This is a genomic window from Corynebacterium sp. HMSC036E10 (assembly GCF_001836265.1).
Classification (GTDB): Bacteria; Actinomycetota; Actinomycetes; order Mycobacteriales; family Mycobacteriaceae; genus Corynebacterium; species Corynebacterium coyleae.
Window position 1 is genome coordinate 121,114 of the sequence record NZ_KV827989.1, and the last position, 23,910, is coordinate 145,023.

Annotated in this window: 24 protein-coding genes; 19 read left to right on the plus strand and 5 right to left on the minus strand. The window is 64.5% G+C overall.

What is annotated here, in order from left to right:
* Positions 1-9 precede the first annotated feature (9 nt).
* Together HMPREF2736_RS08945 and HMPREF2736_RS08950 are read left to right on the plus strand one after the other, a co-directional pair.
* The gene (locus HMPREF2736_RS08945) at positions 10-1,026 is read left to right on the plus strand and encodes a trypsin-like serine protease (protein WP_070829421.1); all 1,017 of its coding nucleotides are present in this window, start codon (positions 10-12) and stop codon (positions 1,024-1,026) included.
* Positions 1,027-1,299, plus strand: a complete 273-nt coding sequence (locus tag HMPREF2736_RS08950; RefSeq protein ID WP_070421342.1) for a hypothetical protein — start codon at positions 1,027-1,029, stop codon at positions 1,297-1,299.
* Here HMPREF2736_RS08950 and malQ read toward each other — a convergent pair.
* Entirely contained in the window at positions 1,296-3,428 is a 2,133-nt protein-coding gene (gene malQ, locus HMPREF2736_RS08955; RefSeq protein WP_371326418.1) for a 4-alpha-glucanotransferase, read from the minus strand. The two genes, HMPREF2736_RS08950 and malQ, sit on opposite strands and share 4 nt — an antisense overlap.
* On the opposite strand from malQ, the gene HMPREF2736_RS08960 reads away from it, so the two are divergent.
* From HMPREF2736_RS08960 to pdxY, 11 genes are all read left to right on the plus strand, one after another.
* Complete coding sequence (locus HMPREF2736_RS08960; protein ID WP_083323044.1) at positions 3,427-5,265, plus strand: AMP-dependent synthetase/ligase; 1,839 nt, start codon at positions 3,427-3,429, stop codon at positions 5,263-5,265. The two genes, malQ and HMPREF2736_RS08960, sit on opposite strands and share 2 nt — an antisense overlap.
* Positions 5,266-5,350: 85 nt before the next feature.
* Positions 5,351-6,019, plus strand: coding sequence for a hypothetical protein (locus tag HMPREF2736_RS08965; RefSeq protein ID WP_070829423.1), 669 nt, complete (start codon positions 5,351-5,353; stop codon positions 6,017-6,019).
* Positions 6,020-6,043: 24 nt separating this feature from the next.
* On the plus strand, positions 6,044-7,162 hold the full coding sequence (gene hemW / locus HMPREF2736_RS08970; RefSeq protein WP_210399456.1) for a radical SAM family heme chaperone HemW: 1,119 nt from the start codon (positions 6,044-6,046) through the stop codon (positions 7,160-7,162).
* Between the two features lie 7 nt (positions 7,163-7,169).
* Positions 7,170-8,186 (plus strand): heat-inducible transcriptional repressor HrcA, encoded by a 1,017-nt coding sequence (gene hrcA, locus HMPREF2736_RS08975; RefSeq protein ID WP_070829469.1) that lies wholly within the window; start codon positions 7,170-7,172, stop codon positions 8,184-8,186.
* Between the two features lie 10 nt (positions 8,187-8,196).
* Complete coding sequence (dnaJ, locus tag HMPREF2736_RS08980) at positions 8,197-9,330, plus strand: molecular chaperone DnaJ (RefSeq protein WP_070829424.1); 1,134 nt, start codon at positions 8,197-8,199, stop codon at positions 9,328-9,330.
* Positions 9,327-10,022, plus strand: coding sequence for a 16S rRNA (uracil(1498)-N(3))-methyltransferase (locus tag HMPREF2736_RS08985; RefSeq protein WP_070829425.1), 696 nt, complete (start codon positions 9,327-9,329; stop codon positions 10,020-10,022). The genes dnaJ and HMPREF2736_RS08985 overlap by 4 nt, the downstream gene beginning before the upstream one ends.
* Before the next feature lie 11 nt (positions 10,023-10,033).
* Entirely contained in the window at positions 10,034-11,056 is a 1,023-nt protein-coding gene (locus HMPREF2736_RS08990) for a PhoH family protein (protein ID WP_070829426.1), read from the plus strand.
* Positions 11,053-11,619, plus strand: a complete 567-nt coding sequence (gene ybeY, locus HMPREF2736_RS08995; protein WP_070484913.1) for an rRNA maturation RNase YbeY — start codon at positions 11,053-11,055, stop codon at positions 11,617-11,619. Before HMPREF2736_RS08990 ends, ybeY begins: the two co-directional genes overlap by 4 nt.
* Entirely contained in the window at positions 11,616-12,929 is a 1,314-nt protein-coding gene (locus HMPREF2736_RS09000) for a hemolysin family protein (protein WP_070453566.1), read from the plus strand. The genes ybeY and HMPREF2736_RS09000 overlap by 4 nt, the downstream gene beginning before the upstream one ends.
* A gap of 30 nt (positions 12,930-12,959) precedes the next feature.
* Positions 12,960-14,024, plus strand: coding sequence for a 2,3-butanediol dehydrogenase (locus tag HMPREF2736_RS09005; RefSeq protein WP_070829427.1), 1,065 nt, complete (start codon positions 12,960-12,962; stop codon positions 14,022-14,024).
* A gap of 9 nt (positions 14,025-14,033) precedes the next feature.
* Complete coding sequence (gene pdxY, locus HMPREF2736_RS09010) at positions 14,034-14,885, plus strand: pyridoxal kinase PdxY (protein WP_070613979.1); 852 nt, start codon at positions 14,034-14,036, stop codon at positions 14,883-14,885.
* Between the two features lie 72 nt (positions 14,886-14,957).
* On the opposite strand, the gene HMPREF2736_RS09015 is transcribed toward pdxY, so the two are convergent.
* Positions 14,958-15,995, minus strand: coding sequence for an HNH endonuclease signature motif containing protein (locus HMPREF2736_RS09015; RefSeq protein WP_141761625.1), 1,038 nt, complete (start codon positions 15,993-15,995; stop codon positions 14,958-14,960).
* A gap of 107 nt (positions 15,996-16,102) precedes the next feature.
* Between HMPREF2736_RS09015 and era the strand changes: the two genes are divergently transcribed.
* From era to HMPREF2736_RS09030, 3 genes are read left to right on the plus strand one after another with little or no spacing between them, the layout of a single operon-like run.
* A complete protein-coding gene (gene era, locus HMPREF2736_RS09020) occupies positions 16,103-17,065 on the plus strand; it encodes a GTPase Era (RefSeq protein ID WP_210399455.1) in 963 nt (320 codons plus the stop codon).
* Positions 17,055-17,771, plus strand: coding sequence for a DNA repair protein RecO (gene recO, locus HMPREF2736_RS09025; protein WP_070829430.1), 717 nt, complete (start codon positions 17,055-17,057; stop codon positions 17,769-17,771). The genes era and recO overlap by 11 nt, the downstream gene beginning before the upstream one ends.
* Before the next feature lie 9 nt (positions 17,772-17,780).
* Positions 17,781-18,506 carry an isoprenyl transferase gene (locus tag HMPREF2736_RS09030; protein ID WP_070569577.1) on the plus strand — a complete coding sequence of 242 codons (726 nt, stop codon included), beginning with the start codon at positions 17,781-17,783 and terminating at the stop codon, positions 18,504-18,506.
* Here HMPREF2736_RS09030 and HMPREF2736_RS09035 read toward each other — a convergent pair.
* Both HMPREF2736_RS09035 and HMPREF2736_RS09040 read right to left on the minus strand, forming a co-directional pair.
* Positions 18,503-18,883, minus strand: a complete 381-nt coding sequence (locus tag HMPREF2736_RS09035) for a Fur family transcriptional regulator (protein ID WP_246822131.1) — start codon at positions 18,881-18,883, stop codon at positions 18,503-18,505. The genes HMPREF2736_RS09030 and HMPREF2736_RS09035 overlap by 4 nt on opposite strands.
* Positions 18,884-19,008: 125 nt before the next feature.
* Positions 19,009-19,362, minus strand: coding sequence for an ArsR/SmtB family transcription factor (locus HMPREF2736_RS09040; RefSeq protein ID WP_070453541.1), 354 nt, complete (start codon positions 19,360-19,362; stop codon positions 19,009-19,011).
* A 164-nt stretch (positions 19,363-19,526) separates the two neighbouring features.
* Between HMPREF2736_RS09040 and HMPREF2736_RS09045 the strand changes: the two genes are divergently transcribed.
* From HMPREF2736_RS09045 to HMPREF2736_RS09055, 3 genes are read left to right on the plus strand one after another with little or no spacing between them, the layout of a single operon-like run.
* On the plus strand, positions 19,527-20,909 hold the full coding sequence (locus HMPREF2736_RS09045) for a glycine--tRNA ligase (RefSeq protein ID WP_070421399.1): 1,383 nt from the start codon (positions 19,527-19,529) through the stop codon (positions 20,907-20,909).
* Entirely contained in the window at positions 20,909-21,415 is a 507-nt protein-coding gene (locus HMPREF2736_RS09050) for a hypothetical protein (RefSeq protein ID WP_070613970.1), read from the plus strand. The genes HMPREF2736_RS09045 and HMPREF2736_RS09050 overlap by 1 nt, the downstream gene beginning before the upstream one ends.
* Positions 21,412-21,852, plus strand: coding sequence for a hypothetical protein (locus tag HMPREF2736_RS09055; protein ID WP_070829432.1), 441 nt, complete (start codon positions 21,412-21,414; stop codon positions 21,850-21,852). The genes HMPREF2736_RS09050 and HMPREF2736_RS09055 overlap by 4 nt, the downstream gene beginning before the upstream one ends.
* 45 nt (positions 21,853-21,897) lie before the next feature.
* On the opposite strand, the gene HMPREF2736_RS09060 is transcribed toward HMPREF2736_RS09055, so the two are convergent.
* The gene (locus HMPREF2736_RS09060) at positions 21,898-23,895 is read right to left on the minus strand and encodes a TPM domain-containing protein (RefSeq protein WP_070829433.1); all 1,998 of its coding nucleotides are present in this window, start codon (positions 23,893-23,895) and stop codon (positions 21,898-21,900) included.
* Between the last annotated feature and the right edge of the window lie 15 nt (positions 23,896-23,910).

Consider the following 23,910-nt stretch of genomic DNA (forward strand, 5'->3'; position numbering starts at 1 on the left):
GCTGGCGGCATGTCCCGCGGCAGTGTGAAGCATTGGTGCGCGGCTGCGGTGGTTGCCACGACGCTTGCGGCGTCGGTGGTTCCTGCAGTCGCGCCTGCTTCGCCTGCGTTGAATGCGGCGCAGGGTGGGCGGATTTTCGTCGATAATTTAGGCTCTAACCGCCTCACCGCCTGCACGCTTGGCTTCAACGACGTCGAGCACCGCCGCAGTTACACCGCCGCCCACTGCGTGGTGCAAAACGAGCAGTACTTCCCCCAGGGCGCGCTGGTCTACCTTGCAGATAGCGCCGGCAAACAAATCGACGAGCCCGCAGGGTTGATCTTCCCCGCGCGGGCGTATTCGCCGAAGACGTCCGCCAACGACTGGGCGGTGATCTACTGGTTCGAAGACGTCCGCGTCAGCGGCAACCCGTATGGCGGGACGGTCGTGCCGGTGGAAAAGATCAGCAGCACCGACACGATCTGCTTCCGCGGATACTCCACCCATGGGCGCTCGGATGCCTCGACGTGCGGCAAGTTCGTCGGCACGGTTGAAAACACCACGTACTTCGACGCGCCGAAGATGCCGGTGCCAGGTGACTCCGGTGGGCCGGTGTACATCCCGGGCCGCGGCCTGGTGGGGGTGATCTCGGGCGCGAACTATGTCGCGGGCGAGGATAACCATCAGTTGATTGGGTTCCAGCGCGCCAGTTCGCTCGACAGTGGCCCGGTGTACGGGGAGGAGCAGGTCGACGACTTTTTGGAGTACCAGTATTCGCTGCGCTACTCCACGACGATCACCAACCCGCCGGGTGGCACGATCACGTTGACGCCGACCTTGGTGCCGCGAAGGACGCCTGCGCAGGCGACGTTTGAGTCTGGTGCCGCGACGCCGACGAGTGTGCCGACGGTGGCACCAAGGCAGAAGGCGGTGGAGCAGGCGCCGTCGGGCCCGTCGGCGTCGCAAGTTATCGGGATCATTATCGGCATTTTGGTGGTTGTTGCCGCGGTGAGCCCGATCGTGATGATGGCGTTGAAAGCGGTCTAAATGGGCTGGTTAATGGGGTTGAGCCCGTGGTTGCAGGTGCCGCTGATTGTGGTGCTGGCGCTGCCGGCGTGCGCGGCGGTGTCCTATGTGCTGCTTTGGGTCGTCGACCGGCTCGGTCTAGGCTTGGGCACCATGGCCAACCCTGAAGAGCTGCGCAAGCAGGATCAACAGCTGCCCAAGCCGCAGCGTAAGTACCCGCAGTCGCGGGTGACCCAAGCAATGTGGGTGCTCATCGCTCTTGTCATTGTTGCTGCGGTGATCGGCGCGCTTTAGGTGCGTATCGACGCCTCCGCCACCGCCTTAAACAACTCCATCTCCGGTAGGTGTTCGATGAGCACGGGGGTGCCGGTGGCGTCGCAAAGCGGCATGCGCCAGTTGGTGTACTGCTCGCCGTTGGTGCCGGGCTGGTTTTGAATGCGCTCGTCGCCAACCATGTCCACCAGGTTCGTACACGTCATCGCCGATGGGGTGGAGGCGACGAAGCGAATCAGTCCCGTGATCAGTGCCTTTTCGTCGTCGCCGGTAAGCGCACCTTCCTCCCGCGCGAGGCCAAGCACCTGGTCGATCCAGATGCGGTCGGTGGCGTTGAGGTGCTCCACGGGGTCGTCGACAAGCCCAAGCTCATGGCGCAATTCGTTGTGTGCACCCCTGAGGTAGCCAGCGGTGGGCGGCAGGTCGTGTGTGCCCACAGCCGTAAGCGCCAGGTGGCGGTACTGCTGCGAGGGGCGCGGCACGCCCGGCGGGATGGATTCGAACCACAGCACCGAGGTGCCCAAAATGCCCTTGTCGCGAAGGAAGTCCTGCACCCACGGCTCGAACGTGCCTAAGTCCTCGCCGACGACGACTGCCCCGGCGCGCTGCGCCTCCAACACGAGGGTGCCCACCATGGCCTCAAAGTCGTAGTTCATGTACACCCCGCCAGCGGGTGTGCCAGCGCGTGGCACCCAAAACAGGCGGAACAGTCCGAGCACGTGGTCGACGCGGATGCCGCCACTGTGGCGCAGCGCTGTGCGCAGCAGGTCGCGCCACGGCCCGTAGCCGGCCTCGGCGAGCTGCTGCGGGTTCCACGGCGGCTGCGACCAGTCCTGGCCTTTTTGCGAGTACTGGTCCGGGGGAGCTCCCACCGACGCATCGGACACCAACACCTCGCGCAGTGTTGCCGCGTCCGCGCCGCCAGGGTGGATGCCCACCGCAAGGTCCGTCATGATGCCGATCGACATCCCGGCCGCCTTCGCACGCTCCTGGGCCAGGCGCAGTTGCTCGTCGGCGATGAACTGCAGCCACATATAGAACTGCACGAGGTCCTCGATGTCGCCGCCAGCGTGCTTCGGGGCACCTTCGTGCTCCGACTCGGCTGCCTGCGCAGCACACCAGGTGGCAAACTCGCGCAGGCCCTCGCCCTCGTCCAGACAGAACAGCTCAAAGTCGTGGGTGCGCGCGGCATCGGCCTGCGAGGCCCAGAACAGCTCGCGCAGCGCCGCCAACTTCGCGGCGAACACACGGTTGCGATCCAGCGGCGCTGGCGAAGTGTTCAGGTCCTTCAGCGGCGCGGCCAACTCGGCGATCGCCGCACGAAGATTGTCGTCCACCAGCTCGAACTCCGGCACCTGCTCCACCGCGATGTAGAGCGGGTTGATAAACCGGCGCGAGGTGGGCAAATATGGCGAATCCTCCACCGGCGGCACCGGCTGGGCGGCGTGCACCGGATTGATCAGCAAATAATCGGCCCCCTGCGCGGCGACCGTCTCCGCGAGCAACGCCAGATCCCCAAAATCGCCCAACCCCCACGAGGCAGCCGAGCGCACCGAATACAACTGCGCCATCACGCCCCAGACGGGGTGCTGGACGACGCGTGAGTTCGTCGACAAGCAATCGGGCACCACGAGCAACGTGCATACCGCATCAAAATTGTCCGACTCCAAGTGCAGCTCGTGCCAGCCCGGCGGCAGATCCCCAGGCGTATGAAACGTCGCCTCGCCCCACACCACACCATCTGAAGCCGTAAACGGCGGCGCCCAATTCTCATCCTGGTAACAATCCCGCGAGGAACCATCCTCCATCCGGATCCAACAGTGCGCCGGATGCCCGTCGTGCACGTGCACGTTGAAGTGCTGCTCGTGTCCCTCCGTGGCCACCACCGTCGGTGGCAACGGGCGCGTCGCCCAGTGTTCGCGCCGGGCATCGAGGTGGAAGTGGAGTTCCTCGTCGGTGGGGTCGTCGTCAAGCGAAAGCCCCAATGCCCGCAACAACGCCACAAACGACTCCGGCGGCGGCGACACCATCCGGCCGTCAGTCGCGCGATAGGAGGTGCCAAAGCCATAGGACTCGGCGAGGGCGTGCAGCAGTTCCACGTTGGTCACGCTTCCGCATTCTGCCAAAACGTCGGTAATGTTGGGCACCATGCCATCGACTTCTCACACGACGGAACTTGGATTCACCCTCAAAGACACCGACACGTGTCTGAACCGGCTCATCGAGACGTGCGAGACACACCCGCACCTCGTGCTGTTCTCGCGGCCCCGCAACTACGAATGGATCTCGGTCACGGCAGGGGAGTTCCTGCAAGAAGTCTACGACGTGGCCAAGGGGCTGATTGCCGCAGGTATCGAGCCCGGCGACCGCGTGGCCATCCTGTCCAGCACGCGCTACGAGTGGGCGCTGCTCGACTTCGCCATCTGGGCCGCCGGCGCCGCATCCGTGCCAATCTACCCGTCGTCCTCGATGCACCAAATCCAGTGGATCCTCGAGGACTCCGGCGCGAAAATCGCGTTCACGGAAACGCGCGACCACACGATGCTCATGAGCCCGTTCCTCCTCGGCGAGGACGGCACCCCGCGCATGGCCGACTCGACCTCGCAGTTGCAGCGCATCTACGAGTTCAACTCGGCCGCCGTGGAGCAGATCAAGTTTGAGGGCCGCGAGGTGGAGCAGTCGCTTATCGACGACCGCGTTGCCGCCACCCGCCACCCCGACCTCGGATCCATCGTGTATACCTCCGGCACCACCGGTCGCCCCAAAGGTGTGGAGATCACTCACGGCAACTGGGCGTACCAGGCGTGGGCGCTGCTGGAAAACGAGATCGGCTCCGTGTCCTTCCCGGGCCAGCGCATGGTGACGTTTTTGCCGTTGGCGCACGTGCTGGCGCGCGCGGTGGCGCTGGCGTGGACGATCTCGGGCGCGACCCAGTCGCACTGGTCGGATACTTCGACGTTGACCGTGGAGCTGCAGCGCGCACGTCCCAACCTGGTCATTGGCGTGCCGCGCGTGTTTGAAAAGGTGCGCGAGGGTGCGTACAACAAGGCCGCGGATGGCTCCGCGATTGGCAAACGTGTCTTCTTGGAGGCCGAAAAGGCCGCGATTGAGTACTCCAAGGCGCTGGATACGCCGGACGGCCCGTCGCGCGTGCAAAAGGCGAAGGTGAAGCTCTACGACAAACTGGTCTACGCCAAGATCAAGGAGGCCATGGGTGGTTCCGTCTGGTACGGCATCACCGGCGGGTCGGCGATGAGCTCGGACCTGTCGCACTTCTTCCGCGGCATGGGTGTGCCGATCTACGAGGGCTACGGGCTGACCGAAACGTGCGCTGCGGCGTGTGTGAACAACGCGCACAGCAACAAGATCGGCACCGTCGGGCGCCCTGTCAACGGCTATTCGGTGCGGATTAACGACGACGGCGAGATCGAATTTAAAGGCCCCGGCGTGTTCTCCAAGTACTGGCGCAACCCGGCCGCGACCGAGGAAGCGCTCACGGACGGCTGGTTCAACACCGGCGATCTTGGCGAGGTCGACGAAGACGGCTTCGTGTCCATCACCGGCCGCAAGAAGGACCTCATCGTCACCGCCGGCGGCAAGAACATCTCCCCGGGACCGATGGAGGAGATCATCCGCCAGCACCCGCTGATCTCTAACGCGTTGGTGGTCGGCGACGGTAAACCGTTCGTCGGCGTGCTGGTCACTCTCGACGAGGAGGAACTGAAGCGTTGGAAGGCGAACCACAACATTCCAGCGAACAAGAAGGTGTCGGACCTGGCGCAGGACCCAGCGTTGCGCGCCGAGGTGCAAGACGCGGTGAACATGGCAAACGCCACCGTCTCGCGTGCGGAGGCGATTAAGAAGTTCCGCATCCTCGACCGCGACTTGTCGGAGCAGCACGACGAGATGACGCCGACGATGAAGGTGAAGCGCAATGTGGTGTTCCAGCGTTTCCAGGAGGACATCGACAAGCTGTATCAGCGTTAACGGCGCGCCTACCCTCATCGGCTCACGGTGTGGCATAGCATCCCAGTTTGTCACTTCCACAGTTCGTTTTAAGGGGGTTCACGCCGTGCACAAAACTGCAGCCGTGCTGCGTCACCGTGAACTTACCCAGGAGATTTACAACATCGGCGACGAGGTTGCGGAGTACATCGAGCACGTCGCCGAGTCGATTGCGGACTATGACGGTGAGCTCACTGAAGATTGCCTGGCAGAGTTCGAGGAGATTGTCGACGACGCCCGCCAGGACGCACGCCGCATCGTCGCCGAGTTAATCGGCCTGCGCCAAGCGCTCACCTCGGGCCGCGCCGCCGGCTACCTGTCGGTGGGGGTGCGTCCAGAGGAGCGCATCCCGCAGCCTGAACTTCTCGACGCCGCCGGCCTCAAAGACCTCTTCCCACTGAAAGCGCCGTTCTCGGTGCAGACGATGCACGACGCGCTCGTTGGCCGCACCGAACTGGTGGTGCAGCACTTGGAGGAGATCGTCTCCTTCACCCTCGAGCAGACTGACATGGTCGCCCGCGAACTCGGCGTGGTGTCACTTCCGCACCTGTACGCGCGGGTCGGCGAGATCGTCGAGGAAGCCGTGATCGGTTGGGTTGAAACCGTCTGCTTGGACCACCCGGCGTTCGTGCGCACGATGCGCGGATCCAACCCGCCGGAGTTTTTGGAGGAGCGCGCCCGCATCGACCGCATTGTGGCGAAGGTGGCGGCGAAGCGTTCTCTGCGCGGGGCTTAGGTGGGATCCGTGGTGGGTTCCGTGATGGATTCCTTCGGCGTGTACATCCACGTGCCGTTTTGTGCGACGCGCTGTGGCTACTGCGACTTCAACACGTACACGCCCACCGAGGTGGATTCCTCGCACGCGCAGTACCTCGACGCCCTCGAGCGTGAACTCGAACTCGCGGCTGCCCGGGGCCTGCCGGAAGCCCAGACCGTGTTCATCGGCGGCGGCACCCCGAGCCTGCTCGGCGCGGACGGGCTGGGCCGCATCCTGGGCGTCATCCGCAACACCTTCGGTATCGCGGCGGGCGCGGAGATCACCACCGAGTCCAACCCTGAATCCACCAGCCCCGACTACTTCGCGGGCCTGCTGGATGCCGGGTTTACCCGCGTCTCGCTTGGCATGCAGTCCGCCTCCACGCCGGTGTTGAAAGTCCTAGACCGCCAGCACACCCCGGGCCGCGCCGTCGCCGCCGCCCGCGAGGCACTTTCGGCCGGGTTCGAGCACGTGAACCTGGACATGATCTACGGCACGCCCACCGAAACCGACGATGATGTGCGCCGCACCCTGGATGCCATCCTTGCAACCGGCGTCGACCACGTCAGCGCGTATTCGCTCATCGTGGAAGATGGCACCGCCATGGCCCGCAAGATCCGCCGCGGCGAACTGCCCGCACCGCAAGAGGACGTCTACGCGGACCGCTACGAGATCATCGCCGCAACGCTGGAGGGCAACGGATACGACTGGTACGAGGTCTCCAACTGGGCCAAACCCGGCGGCGAGTGTCGCCACAACCTCATCTACTGGCACAACCAGAATTGGTGGGGCGCAGGCCCCGGCGCGCACAGCTTCGTCGACGGCGAGCGCTTCTTTAACGTCAAGCGACCCGAGCGCTACGCACAGTTGCTTCACGACGACACCCTGCCCATCCAGGACACCGAAACCATCACCGCAGACGAAGCCCACATGGAGGCGATCATGCTCGGGCTTCGCCTGCGTGAGGGGATTCCGGCCGGGTGGGTTGGGGATCGGGCGCGTGGGGTCGTCGATAAGCATGTGCGCGCGGGGCTCCTAGAGCGGGGAGAGCGCTTGCGCGTGACTGATACCGGCAGACTGCTTGCAGACGGCATCATCACCGATATCCTGGCAGCCGAGTAAGGAGGCGATCATGAGCGCAGCAGACGAGCGGCGCCAAAAGGTGCTGCGGGCGATCGTGGCGGACTACATCGCCAGCCAAGAACCCGTCGGCTCCAAAGCGCTGGTGGAACGGCACAACATGGGGGTGTCGTCGGCCACGATCCGCAACGACATGGCGGTGCTCGAGCAGCAGGGCTACATCTCGCAGACGCACGCCTCGTCCGGGCGCATCCCCACCGAGGCCGGCTACCGCAAGTTCGTGGATGCGCTCCACGACGTCAAACCACTGTCCGCCGCCGAGCGCCACGCGATTTTGGACTTCCTCGAAGACGGGGTGGACCTCGAAGACGTGCTACGCCGCTCCGTGCAACTGCTCTCTCAACTGACCCACCAAGCCGCAGTGGTGCAACTGCCGAACCTGTCCGCCTCGCGCGTGAAGCACTGTGAGGTTGTCGAACTCACACCAACGCGCCTGCTGCTCGTGCTGATCACCGACGCCGGCCGCGTTGACCAACGCAACGTTGATCTCGCCGCGCCAATTGGCGACGACGGCGTGCGCATCCTGCGCGACATCCTCAACGACGCACTTGTGGGCAAGAACATGCGCGACGCCTCCGCCTCGCTCGCACGCGTGGCCGTCAGCGCACCGCCGCACCTGACCGAACCCACCACGCGCGCCGCCGAAGTGCTCATCACCACACTTGTCGACGCCGCCCCCGACCGCCTCATCATCGCAGGCTCCTCAAACCTGCTCGTGCCCTCCGGCGGCCTCCAGGACGTCATCGACGCCCTCGAGCAGCAAGTTGTCGTACTGAAACTGCTCGCCGGCGCCCAAGAACTCGAACGTGTCTCCGTGCGCATCGGCCGCGAAAACGAAGACGAGGAATTATCCAGCGCCTCAATTGTTACAACAGCGTACGGGGCAGGCGATGCAGCACTCGGCGGCCTCGGGGTAGTCGGTCCAACCCACATGGACTACCCCGGTACCATGCAGAAGGTTGCCACCGTGGCTCGTTACATCAGCCGCACACTGCGGGGTGAATAGAAGGGAAGATATGGCTCGCGATTACTATGGCATCCTCGGCGTGGACAAGGACGCCACCGAGCAGGAAATTAAGCGGGCGTACCGCAAGCTCGCACGCAAATACCACCCGGACGTGAACCCGTCCGAGGAGGCCGCCGAGAAGTTCGCGGAGATCGCAGCAGCGCAAGAGGTGCTGCTGGATCCGCAGAAGCGTTCCATCGTGGACCGTGGCGGCGACCCGATGGAGGCCGGCGGCGGCATGGGCGGCGCCGGTTTTGGCGGCGGTGGCCTCGGCGATATCTTCGAGGCGTTCTTCGGCGGCGGTGGTGGTGCTCGCCAGCCGCGCTCGCGCGTGCAGCCGGGCAACGACGCGCTGCTGCGCACCTCGATCACGCTCGCGGAGGCGTTCACGGGCGTGAAGCAGGACGTCACCGTGGATACCGCGGTGCTGTGCGACAAGTGCCACGGCTCCGGCTCCAAGTCAGGGGCTAAGCCGGTTACCTGTGACGTATGCCAGGGCCAGGGTGCGGTCCAGGAGATGCAGCAGTCTTTCCTGGGCAATGTGATGACCACCCGCGAGTGCCCCAAGTGCCACGGTTTCGGCGAAGTGATCACCGACCCGTGCGCCCAGTGTGCTGGCGATGGTCGCGTGCGTGCTTCCCGCGACCTGGTGGTCAACATCCCGGCCGGCATTAACAACGGCATGCGCATCCGCATGGCGGACCAGGGCGAGGTCGGCCACGGCGGCGGTCCCGCCGGCGACCTCTACGTCGAGGTGCACGTCGAGCCGCACCCGGTGTTCGTGCGCGACAACAACGACTTGCACCTGCGCCTGACTGTGCCCATGTATGACGCGGCGCTGGGCACCGAGCTCACCGTGGAGAACCTCACTGGCGACGAGACCCGCATCGAGGTCCCCGCCGGCACCCAGCCGGACGACCGCGTCGTGCTTTCCGGCGAGGGTATGCCGCGCCTGCGCCAGGAGGGCGCCGGCGACATGATCGCCCATATCGAGGTCACCGTGCCTACTGCACTGTCCAACGAGGAGCGCGCCGCGCTCGAGGACCTGCGCGCCGGCCACCCGGAGGACCCCAAAGTCCACTCCGAGGGCGGCGAGCACGGCGATGGTTTCTTCTCCCGGATGCGTGATCGTTTCCGCCGATGAGCCTGCCCTATTTTCTTAGCGACGACCCCACCTCCGGCATCATCGAAGGCCCCGAGGCAAAACACGCCCACGTCAAGCGCATCCAGCCGGGGGAGCGCATCATGCTTTTCGACGGCGCCGGCAACCAGGCCGAAGTCACCGTCACGCGGGTGGATGCCTCAAGGGTTGAGGGGGTCGTCGATAGGCATGAGTTCGTGGAGCGCCCCACGCCGCGCGTGACGGTCGTGCAGGCGATCCCGAAAAGCGAGCGCGCCGAACTCGCCGTCGACCTCGCCGTGCAGGGCGGGGCGGATCGAATCGTGCCGTGGATTTCGCACCGCACGATTGCGCGCTGGCCGGCGAACAAGCAGGCGAAGCAGGTGGAGAAGTGGCGCTCGCAAGCGCTGGCGAGCGCGAAGCAGGCGCGCCGCGCGTGGGTGCCGCAGATCCACGAGCCGGTGACCACGAACCAGTTGTCGGAAATGCTGCCGGCTGGCGCATTGGTGCTCCACGAGGATGCGACCGTGCCGCTGCGTGAGGTGGACTTCGGCGAGGACATCTGGCTTATCGTTGGCCCCGAAGGCGGCATCGGGCAAGACGAACTCGAACTGCTCGGCGCGGACGCCGTGAAACTCGGCCCCGAAGTCCTGCGCACCGCAACGGCCGCGTTCGCGGCGCTCAGCGCGATCGGCGCGCTGACAAACCGCTGGTAGGGTAAACGCACATGGAAGAAATGGTGACGCGCAAGGTCGAACTCGACTCGGCGTACGCACAATCCGTTCTCGGCATCAACGACAACAACCTCCAACTGCTGGACCGCTATCTGGACGTGAGTTTCCACGCCCGCGGCACCACCTTGTCGGTGCGCGGCACGGCCGCCCACGTGGCGCACGCGCTGCGCGTGGTGGAGGAGCTGGAGTCCATGGCGCGACGCGGGGTGCCGCTTCGCCCTGACACCGTCGTGGAGGCGGTGAAACTCATGGAGATGGAAGCCCCCGGCTCGGTCGCGGACATCCTCGGCGAGGAGATCATTGCGCGGCGCGGCAAGGTTATCCGCCCGAAGACTGCCGGTCAGCGCCGCTATGTGGATGCGATCGACGAGAACACGATCACCTTCGGTATCGGGCCTGCCGGCTCCGGCAAGACGTACCTTGCGGTGGCGAAGGCGGTGCAGGCGCTGCAGAACAAGCAGGTCAAACGCATCATCCTGACGCGCCCCGCCGTGGAAGCCGGCGAGAAACTCGGCTTTTTGCCCGGTACGCTTTCCGACAAGATCGACCCGTACCTGCGCCCGCTGTACGACTCGCTGCGCGACATGATGGACTCAGAGGCCATCCCGAAACTCATCGAAGCCGGCATCATCGAGGTCGCGCCCCTGGCCTACATGCGCGGGCGCACCCTGTCGGACGCGTTTGTCATCCTCGACGAGGCCCAGAACACCACCGGGGCGCAGATGAAGATGTTCCTCACCCGCCTCGGGTTTGGTTCAAAGATGGTGGTTACGGGCGATACGTCCCAGGTGGACCTGCCGCGCGGCACCGTCTCGGGCCTGCGCGTGGCGCGTCGCATCCTGAGCGACATCCCCGACATTTCCTTCCAGGAGATGCGCGCCGACGACGTTGTGCGCCACCACCTGATTTCCCGCATCGTGGCCGCCTACGACCACCACGATGCCCAGAACGCGCTGCGCTACGAAAAGCGGCAGCAGAAGATTGAAGCAGAGCGCGAAGCGGAGGCAGCGCAGTGAGCATTGAAGTCTTAAACGAGTCCGGCGAGGCGGAAGTCAACGAGCAAATGCTTATCGACGTCGCCTCCTACGCTCTACGCACCATGGACGTCCACCCCGACACCGAAGCAACAATCACGCTTGTCGACGAAGCCACCATGGCCGACCTCCACGTCCGCTGGATGGACCTCGAAGGCCCCACCGACGTGATGAGCTTCCCCATGGACGAACTCACCCCGGGTGGGGGACGGCCCGACGCGGACATGCCGGGGCCTGCGATGCTCGGCGACATCATCCTGTGCCCGGCCTACGACCGCAAACAGGCAGAGATGGCCGGCCACGACCTCGCCCACGAAATGGCGCTGCTCACCGTCCACGGCGTGCTGCACCTGCTCGGCTACGACCACATCGAGCCGAAAGACGAGCGGGAAATGTTCGCGCTGCAAAACGAGATCCTCGCCGACTGGTACGACGACCTGGCCCGCCGCGGGGTGGCATACCAGCCGAAGCCGACCGGCCCGCACGCCTTCCCGTCCGCGGCTGACCGCGACGAGCTAGACAAGCTGATGAAGGGCGCCGAGTGACACTGACCATCACCTTCGCAACGATCACCGTCGTTGCGCTACTGCTCTCCGGCCTGCTCGGCTCCGTCGAATCCGCCCTGGCACCCATCTCGCGTGCCCGCGTGGAAGGCATGGTCAAGGATGAGACGCCGGGTGCAGATGCGTTGCTGCGCGTCGTCGATAATCGCGCGAATCACATCAACACCCTCGTGCTGCTGCGCACCGTCTTAGATGTCATGGCGGCAGTCTCAGCGGCGATGCTGGCCATGGACGTCATCGCGTCAGATGCGTGGGCGATTGCGGTGGCGGTAATCGTCGTGACGCTGCTGCAATTTTCCATCATCGGCGTGTTCGCACGCACCGCCGGCAAACGCAACCCGTACACCATCTCGCTCAAAGCCGCCCAAGGCCTGCACATCTTCCACACCGTGCTCGGGCCGGTGGCGAAACTGCTCATCTGGATCGGCAACCTGTTCCACCCAGGCGAAGACTTCCGCAACGGGCCATACGCCACCGAAATCGAACTGCGCGAAATGGTCGAAGTTGCCCAAGAAAAAGGCGTGGTGGAAACCACCGAAGGCCGCATGATCCAAAACATCTTCGACCTCGCCTCCACCACCGCCCGCCAAGTCATGGTGCCGCGACCCGAAATGGTGTGGATCGAAGGCGAAAAACTCGCCCGCCAAGCCACCGCACTCATGGTGCGCTCCGGCCACTCCCGCGTGCCCGTCATCGGCGAAAACGTCGACGAAATCATCGGCGTCGCCTACCTCAAAGACATGTTCACCGACCGCGGCGCGCCCGTCGACCCGAACACGCCACTGACCGAGTTGATGCGCCAACCGATGTTCATCCCGGACTCCAAGCCGCTCGACCTGCTGTTGCGCGCGATGCAGCAGCAGAACACCCACATCGCGGTGGTTATCGACGAGTTCGGCAACGTCGCAGGCCTGCTCACCATGGAAGACCTGCTTGAAGAAATCGTCGGCGAAATCACCGACGAATACGACGAAGACGAGGAAGCCCCCATCGAAGAAATCGACGAGCGCGTCTTCCGCGTCCAAGCGCGCCTGCCTCTCGACGACCTCGTGCACTACCTCGCCGACCACCTCGACTACACGCTGGAGTACTCGGAGGAGGTCGTCGACAATGTGGACACCGTCGCCGGCCTGCTGTCGTACGAACTCGGCCGCGTGCCCCTTCCCGGCGCCTCCATTCTTCGCGACGGCATCCGCTACACCGCAGAAGGCGGCCGCGACCGACGCGGACGCATCAAGACCCGCACCGTGCTGGTTGCGGTCGGCGAGGAACCCGAAAACGGGGTATCGTAGCACCTGTAACCAACCGAAAGGAGTTCCACCATGCGAGCAGTTCGCTACTACGGCCAGAAGGACATCCGCGTCGAGGAAATCGACGCCCCGGTTGCAGGCAAGGGAGAGGTGCTCATCGACGTCGCCTGGTGCGGCATCTGCGGCACTGACCTGCACGAGTACCTAGAAGGCCCGATCTTCTGCCCGAAGCCTGGCCATCCGCACCCGATCACTGGTGAGGAGCCGCCGGTCACCCTCGGCCACGAGTTCTCCGGTGTTGTCGCAGCCCTCGGCGAGGGTGTCGACGACCTCGAGGTCGGCCAGCACGTTGTCGTCGAGCCGTACGTCCTGCCGGACGACGTCGACCCGAAGGAGCCGGGCCCGTACAACCTCCACCCGGACGTGAACTTCATCGGCCTCGCAGGTGGCGGCGGCGGCCTCTCCGAGAAGATCGCTGTGCAGCGTCGCTGGGTTCACCCGATTTCCAACGATGTTCCGCTCGACGAGGCTGCGCTCATCGAGCCGCTGTCCGTCGCCCACCACGCATTCGTTGCGTCTGAGGCGAAGGAAGGCGACGTCGCCCTCATTGGTGGCGCCGGCCCGATCGGTGTGCTCACCGCAGCTGTGGCGAAGGCATACGGCCTGACCGTCATCGTCTCCGAGCTCTCCGAGCTGCGTCGCCAGAAGGCGCTCGACGCAGGTGTCGCAGACTACGCGATCGACCCGAGCGCAACCGACCTCAAGGCAGAGGTTGACAAGATCACCGACGGCAAGGGTGTCGACGTCGCATTCGAGTGCACCTCCGTCAACGTCGTGCTCGACCAGCTGATCGACTGCCTGAAGCTCAAGGGCACCCTGGTCGTCGAGTCCATCTGGTCGAAGAAGGCCGAGCTGGACATCCACGCACTGGTGATGAAGGAACTGACCATCCGCGGCATCATCGGCTACGCCCACGATCACCCGCAGACCATCAAGTTGGTGGAGTCCGGCAAGATTGATCTGAAGCCGTTCATCACCGGCAAGATCGGCTTCGACGGTGTCGTCGACGAGGGCTTTGACACCCTGATTAACCGCAACGAGACCGCAGTGAAGATTCTGGTGTCGCCGGAGCTCTAAAATGCTCCTATGAGCAATATTCTCTCGATCCAGTCCGCCGTCGCGTTTGGCCATGTTGGCAACTCGGCGGCGGTCTTTCCTTTGCAGCGCATCGGCCACGAGGTGTGGCCGGTGTACACGGTGAACTACTCCAATCACACGGGTTATGGTGCGTGGGAGGGGCCGATCATTCCGGCCGCCGACGTTGCGGCGGTGCTCAAGGGCATCCGCGACCGCAATGCGTTCCCGCTTATCGACGCCATCCTCACCGGCTACCAGGCCTCCCCGGAAATCGCCGACGTGATCGTCAGCACCGTGCGCGACATCAAGGCTGAAAACCCGGATGCGCTCTATGCGTGCGATCCGGTGATGGGTTCGGCGAAGTCGGGCTGCTTCGTGGCGGATACGATCCCGCCGCTGTTCCGCTCGACGATCGTGCCGGCGGCGGACATCATTACGCCGAACCAGTTCGAGTTGGGCTACCTCACCGAGCGCGACGTCACCGACCTCGACTCCACCCTCGCCGCCGTGGACGCGGCCCGTGAGATGGGCCCGTCGACCGTGCTGGTGACTTCGGTGGAGCGCCCCGAAACGCCCGAGGATGCGATCGAGATGATCGCCGTGGACGACAACGGTAAGTGGATCGTGCGCACCCCGCGCCTGCCGTTTAAGCGCAACGGCTCCGGTGACGTCACCGCAGCGCTGTTCACCGGTCACTACGTGCGCAGCCACGACGCAAAGGACGCGTTGGCAAAGACCGCCTCCTCGGTCTACGACATGCTGCGCCTCACCTTCGAGGCCGAGACCAACGAACTCCAGCTCGTCGAGGCCCAGGAGTTTTACGCCAACCCGCAACTCCAGTTCGAGGTCGAAGCCCTCTAACCGGTTTCAGGCACACCGCGTCACCCGCTCACCCGGGCGGGTTTTTCGCGTTTTCGGGGCCGGGTGAATCGATTAGTCGAACAGCAGCTCCATCGCGCCGGTGACGGTGGGTACTTCGGTCCCGTTGGGTGCGATCCAGCAGATGCGCCCGTTCGGGTTGTCGATGTGCCCACGGATCGCCCGCCACCGGTCGTCGTCGTTGACCCCGTTGTGGTAGGCGCACAGTTGCGCCAGGTTGTTCATGTTGGTCATCCCGCCGTGTTTCCAGGCGTGCATGTGGTGGGTTTGGGTGGTTTCAGCGGAATGTCGGCAGTCGGGAAAGGCACACCTTGGCGACATCAACTTCGACATCGTCCGCTGCTTCCCATTCGCCAGCCGCTGCGTCCGGTACAGGTTCACCGCACCTTTCTGCGGGTGGAAGGCGGCCACCTCGAGCACGTCGCCGAACTCACGGGTGAGAAACTCGGCGCCGGTCATCGTGGTGCCGTCGGTAAGTACAAGTTCGACGTCGTCGCCGCAGCCGTCCATGATGCGGGTGTAGGCCTGGATCGGCACCAAAATCATCGGCCGCAGCGCCGCGCGCGGCACCCCGCCGCCCTCGCGCAACAGGCGGAACAGTGAGCCGGCCATCTGCTCCGCAGCCGGCCGATCCTCATCGATCATGGAACGCAGCGTGTGCTCCAAGTCGGCCAGATCGCGCTCGTTGTACGTCAGCGTCATGGTACGCATGCCCTCACGCGAGCGGGTGAACCGGCAGGAGGGTTTGGGGGCGGTCACGGGGGCGTCGATAAGCCTGCTGATGCGCTTCGACAGCGAGCGAAACGAACCACGATGCCGCACCAGATCCAACCGGATGCGCCACCGCTCAGCAGCCGACGCCACCGCAACCAACTTCTTCTCGATGAGCACCAACTGGTCGATCGGCAACCCCTCCGCCAACTCCAGCGCATCAGCCTGCTTGCGGGTGAACTTGGTCGGGCCATAGTACGTGTCGAAGACGCGGGCGAGGTCGCGCGCTCGTGTCGTCGATAAGCCAGCGGCAACTGCGGCCTCCCGCGAGAACCCGGCGAGCATCCCCACGCCCGCTTGACAAAACTCCAAAAAATCCATGCACCCGACGCTAGAAACCCACCGCAACCCCCACAAGACCCCACAAAAAATCTGTGGATAACTCCCACACCACCGAAAAAGTTATCCACAACGGTAGGATGCGCACCATGATTGATTTCCCGGACAACCTGCCAGAAGACGCGATCGCTCACGGCGGTTTCACAAACACGCCGGAAGGGTTCAAGTCGGGCTTTGTCAGCTTCGTCGGGCGGCCGAACACCGGCAAATCCACGCTGACCAACGCGCTGGTGGGGGAGAAGATCGCCATCATGGCCGACCAGCCGGAAACCACGCGCCACCCGATCCGCGGCGTGATCAACCGTGACGGTGCGCAGGTCATTGTGGTGGACACGCCGGGGATTCACCGCCCGCGCACGCTGCTGGGCGAGCGGCTCAACGACGTGGTGAAGGACACCTTCGCGGACGTCGACGTGATCGGCTTTACCGTGCCGGCGGACGAGAAGATCGGACCCGGTGATCGCTTCATCCTCGACGAGATCCGCAAAACGAAGCCGAACACGCCGATCGTGGGCATCGTGACCAAACTGGACAAGACCGGTAAGGACACTGTCGGCGAGCGCCTGCTCGAGCTGCACGACCTGCTCGGGCCTGACTGTGAGGTTGTGCCGGTCTCCGCAACCGCGGGTGTGCAGACGGACACGCTGTTGGACATCCTGATCGAGCATCTGCCGGAAGGTCCGCGTTTTTACCCGGAGGGCCACACCACGGATGAGGATGTGGAGACGCGTATCGCCGAGTTGATCCGTGAGGAGGCGCTGCGCGGTCTTCGCGACGAGCTCCCGCACTCCGTCGCCGTACAAATCGACGAAATGTACCCGGACCCGAACAACCCGGAGCGCACCATGATCTACGCGGTGCTCTACCTGGAGCGCCCGGGCCAAAAGCGCATCATCGAAGGCCCGGACGGGCGGCGCTTAAGCGGCATTGTGCACCGTGCGCGCAAGCAGATCATCGACCTGGTTGGCCAGAACATCTACTTGGACGTGCGCGTGAAAATCCTGAAGAACTGGCAGCAGGATCCGAAGGCGTTGGGCCGACTTGGCTTCTAGGCCGTCGTGGCGCGATCGCGCCTTTGTGGTGCGCACTTACGATTTCGGTGAGGGGGATCGTGTCATCGTCCTGCTGACCCGCAACCACGGCCTGGTGCGCGGGGTGGCGAAGGGCGTGCGCAAGGTGAAAAGCCGCTTCGGCTCGCGCCTGCAGCCGTTCGTGGATGTGGATGTGCAGGTGTATCCGGGCAGAGGCTTATCGACGATCACCGGCGCAGACACCGTCACCTACTACGGCGCCCGCATTATCGACGACTTCGACCGCTACGCCGCCGCCTGCGCCGTCATGGAGGTCGCCGAGAAGCTTTCCTACGACCAGGGGGACCCGGAACTGTTCGCGCTCGTGCAGGAGGCGCTGACCAACCTGCAGACCGACCAGCACCCGACGCTGGTGCTCGACACGTTCGTGCTCAAGGCCACCGAGCACGCCGGCTGGGGTTTAAGCCTGTTTAACTGCGCGAACTGCCAGGCCCCGGGCCCACACAAGGCGTTCAACGCCACCGTCGGCGGGGCGGTGTGCAACAACTGCCGGCCCACCGGATCCATGGACGTGGATCCGGAGACGTTGCACGATATGTGGTTGTTGCGGGGTGGGTACGGGGTGTCGTCGATACGCGTTGCGCAGATTCACCGCGCGACCGTGGCGCACGTGCAGCACAACCTTGAGGCCGGGCTGAAGAGTCTGAAGATCATGGAGCAGGCATAATTAACGCCCATGGGCGCACCGAAGATTGACAAGAAGTTCATCCCGAAACACATCGCACTGGTGATGGACGGCAACGGCCGTTGGGCGCAGCAACGGGGCTTGAAGCGCACGGAGGGGCACAAGGTGGGCGAGGAAAAGCTCATGGACGCCGTCGACGCCTGCATCGAACTTGGTGGGGTGGAGTGGCTGTCCGCCTACGCGTTTTCTACGGAGAATTGGAAGCGCAGCCCTTCCGAGGTGCATTTTTTGATGAACTTCACCCGCGACGTGTTGCGCCGCCAGCGTGACGAGTTGCATGAGAAGAACGTGCGCGTGGTGTGGTGTGGGCGCCGCCCGAAGCTGTGGGGCAGCGTGATTGAGGAGCTTGAGGTCGCTGAGGAGCTCACGAAGCACAACACGGGGCTCACCCTTGCGATGTGCGTGAATTATGGCGGTCGCGCCGAGCTCACCGACGCAGTGCAGGCGCTTATCGACGACAACGTGCGCCACGTCGACGAAAAAACCATCCAGCGCTACCTGTATCGCGCCGACATGCCGGACGTGGACCTGTTCTTGCGCCCGTCGGGGGAGCAGCGCACCTCAAACTTCCTGCTGTGGCAGTCGGCCTACGCGGAGATGGTGTACCAGGACGTGTTGTTCCCGGATTTTACGAAGCAGGACTTGTGGGATGCGGTGCTGGAGTACGCGAAGCGCGACCGGCGCTTTGGCGGCGCGGTAGATAAGTTCGATAGCTAGCGTTTGGCCTGGCAGTCGCGGCACACGCCGTAGATTTCGGCGTCGTGGCCGACGAGTTCGTAGCCGTAGTGCTTCGCCATCACCTCGGCCCATTTTTCCACCGGGCCGCCTTCGATTTCCTCGCTGCGGCCGCATTTGGAGCACAGTAGGTGATGGTGGTGGTGGTCGGCGAGGCAGTCGCGGTAGAGCGTTTCGCCCTCGGGGGAGTACAGCACGTCCACCGCGTCGACCTCCGCGAGTGATTGCAGGGTGCGGTAGACAGTGGTCAGCCCCACGGATTCGCCGTTGTCGGTGAGGATCTCGTGGATGGTCTGTGCGGAGGCGAATTTGTCTAAGCCGCGCAGCGTATCGACGACCGCCGCGCGCTGCTTAGTCATCCTCGGGCCAAGCTTCGGGACGGGTCGCGTGCTGTGTGGGCGGTGTTTCATACCGGGCCAGCTTAGCCGGGATGGCGCTCGACTGGGACGAGGCCTAGCCGGATCTTGCCTAGTGCTGATTCGGGCTAGTCCTGGCCCGGCACCGACGTGCGCCGGGTTGTGTCAGCGGCCGGCGCGTAGAACTCGCAGGCATGGTCTACGAGCGCGTGGATAATCCGGATCACGGTGGGGTTGGCAAGTTCGTAGGCGACTTCGCGGCCGCAGCGTTTGGCGGCGACTAGGCCTTCGTCGCGAAGCACCCGCAAATGCTGCGACACCAGCGGCTGCGACTTCCCCAAAATCCCCACCAACTCATGGACCGCGCGCTGTGAATCGTGCAGCAGCAGCAAAATCCGAAGACGCATCTCCGAATCCAGCACTCGGATCAGTGCGGCAGTGTGGTCTAACTCCTCCGGCGAAAAGCGAAGGTCGTCACGCATGGGCGGCCCCTTTCGACGACAGTCCTACACAGTTGTCACACAGTTTACTCGAAGCAGGCGTAAAGGTGGGACTTATGTCCAAAGGGTCGTCTGTGTCGTCGCAAAGTGAAACGGCTAGACTGATCGACGTATTTTGGCAACCGTATTACACGCAGGAGATTGTGATGCCCGCATCCAAGATCGAAACCGTCGTCAACCTCTGCAAACGCCGTGGTTTGGTGTACCCCGCAGGTGAGATTTACGGCGGAACACGCTCCGCGTGGGACTACGGCCCACTCGGCGTCGAGCTGAAAGAAAATCTCAAGCGCCAGTGGTGGAAGCACATGGTGACCTCCCGCCCCGACACCGTCGGCGTCGACACCTCCATCATTCTGCCCACCCGCGTGTGGGAGGCCTCCGGCCACGTCGAGGTGTTCACCGACCCGCTCGTCGAGTCGCTCTACACCAACAAGCGCTACCGCGCCGACCACCTGATCGAAGCGTACGAGGAGAAGCACGGCCACCCGCCAGCAAACGGGCTCGCCGACATCAACGACCCGGAGACCGGCCAGCCTGGCAACTGGACCGAGCCGAAGGAATTCTCCGGCCTGATGAAGACCTACCTCGGCCCCGTCGACGACAAGGAAGGCCTGCACTACCTGCGCCCGGAGACCGCGCAGGGCATCTTCGTTAACTTCAAAAACGTGATGACGTCCGCGCGCCTCAAGCCGCCGTTCGGCATCGCCAACATTGGTAAGTCGTTCCGCAACGAAATCACCCCGGGCAACTTCATCTTCCGCACCCGCGAGTTCGAGCAAATGGAGATGGAATTCTTCGTCAAGCCAGGCGAGGACGAGACGTGGCACGAGTACTGGATTGAAAACCGCTTCAACTGGTACGTCGACTTGGGCATCAACCCGGAGAACCTGCGCCTGTACGAGCACCCGCAGGAGAAGCTGTCGCACTACTCCAAGCGCACCGTGGACATCGAGTACGCGTTCGGCTTCACCGGCTCCAAGTGGGGCGAACTCGAGGGTGTGGCCAACCGTACGGACTATGACCTGAAGACCCACTCCGAGGCGTCCGGCGAGGACCTGTCGTACTACGACCAGCAGAACGAGGAGCGTTGGATCCCGTACTGCATCGAGCCGGCCGCTGGCCTGGGCCGCGCCATGATGGCATTTCTTATCGACGCCTACGATGAAGAAGAAGCACCCAACGCCAAGGGCGGCACCGACACCCGCGTCGTGCTGCGCCTGGACCGTCGCCTCGCGCCGGTGAAGGTTGCCGTGCTGCCACTGTCGAAGAAGCCGGAACTCGCCGGCCCCGCCGAGGAGCTGGCCACCAAGCTGCGCCAGTACTGGAACGTGGACTTTGACACGTCGGGTGCGATTGGTCGTCGTTACCGTCGTCAGGACGAGACCGGCACCCCGTTCTGCGTGACCTACGACTTTGACACCCTCGAGGACAACGCTGTGACCGTTCGCGAGCGCGACACGATGGAGCAGGAGCGCGTGCCTCTCGACGAGCTGGAGGCCTACCTGGCCGCCCGCCTGATCGGCTGCTAATGCACTACGTCAGCTGGGATCGCACGGACCGCGACGCGCCGAAGTTGCTCGCGGAGGCCGGACCCGAGGTGTTGGGTGTGTTCTCGCACGACCACGCCGTTGTGGGCGGCGACGAGTGGCAGTTGGTGTCGCACCCCGAATCGGGTGCGGTGGCGACGCGCCGCGGCGAGGAGATCGTGCGCACGTCGAACAGTTTGAAGCGCGCGAAGCGCATCGACCTGGTCATCGAGGGCCACGCCTACGCGTTCGTCCCGGAGACCTCCAAGAACTGGGTGGTCGAGGATGCGAGCGGCGAGAAGGTTGCCCAGTTCACCCAGGACCATAACGGTGTGCGCAAGGCGATCCTCGAGTTCGAGGGCGAGACCGACCTGCCGCCCACCCAGGTTGCCGGCCTTGCGTGGTTGACCCGCGAGGTGCTTGAGGCCCGCAAGATGGTCAATTCGACCGCGCTGATCAGCACTTTGGTGTTCTTGTCGCTGTTCATCGTTGTGGTGGCGTTGCTGTGATTTGGCAGGGCGCCACGCTTCTCGACGACTCCCGCACCCGCGCCACCGCCACCGCCGACACCATCACCGTCGGTGGGGCACACCCGAGCGCGGTGCTGCGCATCACCGCCGGGAGCGCGCGCCGGTTTAAGGCCGTCGATGCGGATACGGGCGGGGAGTATGTTCTGCGCAAGGCTGGGTTTACGGTGGCGCGCTACACCGCGGATTGCGACGGGCGCCGCTACACCCTGAACCGTTCTGGCCTGCACCGCGAGATCCGCGACGCCGCAGGCATCCTCGTCGCCATCACCCGCGGCAAGGCTTCGGGTGACCTCCACGTCGACATTAAAGCGGATGTCGACGCTGCGGCCGAGGCCGACCTGCCTATGGAGGATCTTGTCTTCATGACGTGGGCGTTGACCTTCGTGGACACGCCGACGCGCCGCACCCGCATCTAGCGCCGGCACAGCGCCAGACCCGCGCGACCAACCCAGTCGCGCGGCCTAGAACGTGCCGCCGCGGTTGGAGGGGCGCCCGCCGGAGAAGCCCCCGCCGCCACCACCTCCAAAGCCGCCGCCTCCCCCGAAGCTACCTCCGCCGCCTCCACCACCGGAGAGCAGCGTGCCCCACAGCACCGCCCTGGCCAGGGAGTCGGCGGTTTCGCGGTTGCGGGCCGCTTGGTAGCGACGGATGTCGTCGTTAGCGGCCTGCTCGGCGCGGCGTGCGGTGTCGGTGGCGGTGCGGGCGGCGTCGATAGCTGTACGCGTATCGCGCACACGCAGCTGGATCGCTTGGGCGTGCTGGCGCTTAGCCTCGGCGAGCAACGTACGTGCGTGCGAGCCGATGATGCGGCCACGCGAGCGGATCAGGTCCTCAGCGCGCTGGATCTGCGCGGTGCAGACCTGCATTTGTTGGTCGAACAGTTGCAGCGCGCGGGCTTGGTCGCCGGCGACGCCGCGGGCACGGTCGAGGGCGTCGTCGATTTCGGCGTCCATATTCGCCAGTTCCTCGTAGAGGGCAAGCGGGTCGGTGTCGGCGCGGGTGCCCATTGCGTCGAGCATGTGTTGGGCCTTGGCGGAGACGGCGTCCAAAGAGGCGACGTCGATACGCGCGCCCTGCTCGCGGGCGCCCTTGACGGTTTCGATGTCGCGGAGTTCGGTGCGGATTTCGTCGATAAGCGCTGGCAAATTGGTTTTCGCCGCCCGGATGTTGTCTTCGGCGTGTTCGATCGCGTTGAGGTTGGTGTCGGAGACCTCCACGGCGTGCGACGCGGCGGCAAGCGTGTCCAGCAGCGCGCCTTGGCGGCCGGCGGGCTGGGCGGCGAGGGTGCGGGCGTCGTTAAGTGCCTTCTCGGCTTCGTCGAGGGAGGCCTGCGCAACATCGACGTTGTCCACGATCGACGACAACATCTCCGCCGCGTGTGTCTCGCGCAGTTGCGCAAGGGTGGCGCGGGCGGGCTCGAGGCGCGCGCGGATGTCCACGGTGCGGGCGAGGATCTTGTCCACTTCGTCGGGGGCGCGCATGAGGACGCCGCGCATGTCGTTGAACTCGGCGGTTTTGTCGCGAAGTGCCTGCTCAGCCTTGCCTGACGACGAGATGATGTCGACCAGCATGGCGCGTTTTTCGGGTTCGGTTTCGGGGATGGCGTCGTAAAGTTTTTGGTGGGTGGAAAACGCGCGCTGCAGGGTGCGGGTGGCCTCGTTCATGGCGGAGGTGAACGGGCGGACACGCTCGGCGCCGAACTCGGAGGTGGCCAGTTTCAGCTCTTCCTTGCCCTGGGTGATCGACTCGTCGGCGGACACGAGCGCGTCGCGTGCGACCTCCTCCAGCGTCGAGGTGGGCAGGCGGCCGAGCGAATCGGTATCCGCCGGGTCGAGCGCCTTCGCAGACGCGATCTGCTTCGCCTGCTGCTTGCGCGAGCCCTTGCGTGTTGCCGCGTACATGCCGCCGCCGGCGAGCGCCGCGACACCGAGGCCGCCTGCGACCCAGCCCACGCCGTCACCGTTGCTTGACGACGATCCACCCACCGACTCAACCGCATTCAGCGCCGCCTGCGACCAATTGTGCTGGCTTAGCTGCGCGTAGGCGGCGTCGTTCATCCGGTCGATCTCGGCCTGGGTCCATTCTTCGCCACCGCCGACGTTGTAGGCGCGCTCGTCGGGGGAAATCACCAGCACGGCGGTGTTGGAACCGTTCGCGGCGACGGCCTGGTCGACCCAGTCGGACGGGCTGATGTCGCCAAAGGTACGCAGGAACACCACACGCACCGATTTGCCTTGCGACTGGCTGACCTGCTGGATCGCCTGTTCAATCTCGGCGCGCTCGCCGTCGGTGAGCACGCCGGCGTCGTCGGTCACAGGCTTGGTTAAAAGCCCTGGCTGGACGGTGGTTTCCGTGGCCACGCCTTGCGCAAGCGCGGGCGTTTCGGCAAAACCTGAGGCGGGCGCTGCGAGAAACAGCATGCCGCCGACGGCGAGGACGCGAAGGTAACGGCTAGTCATGCGACTAGGGTAGCG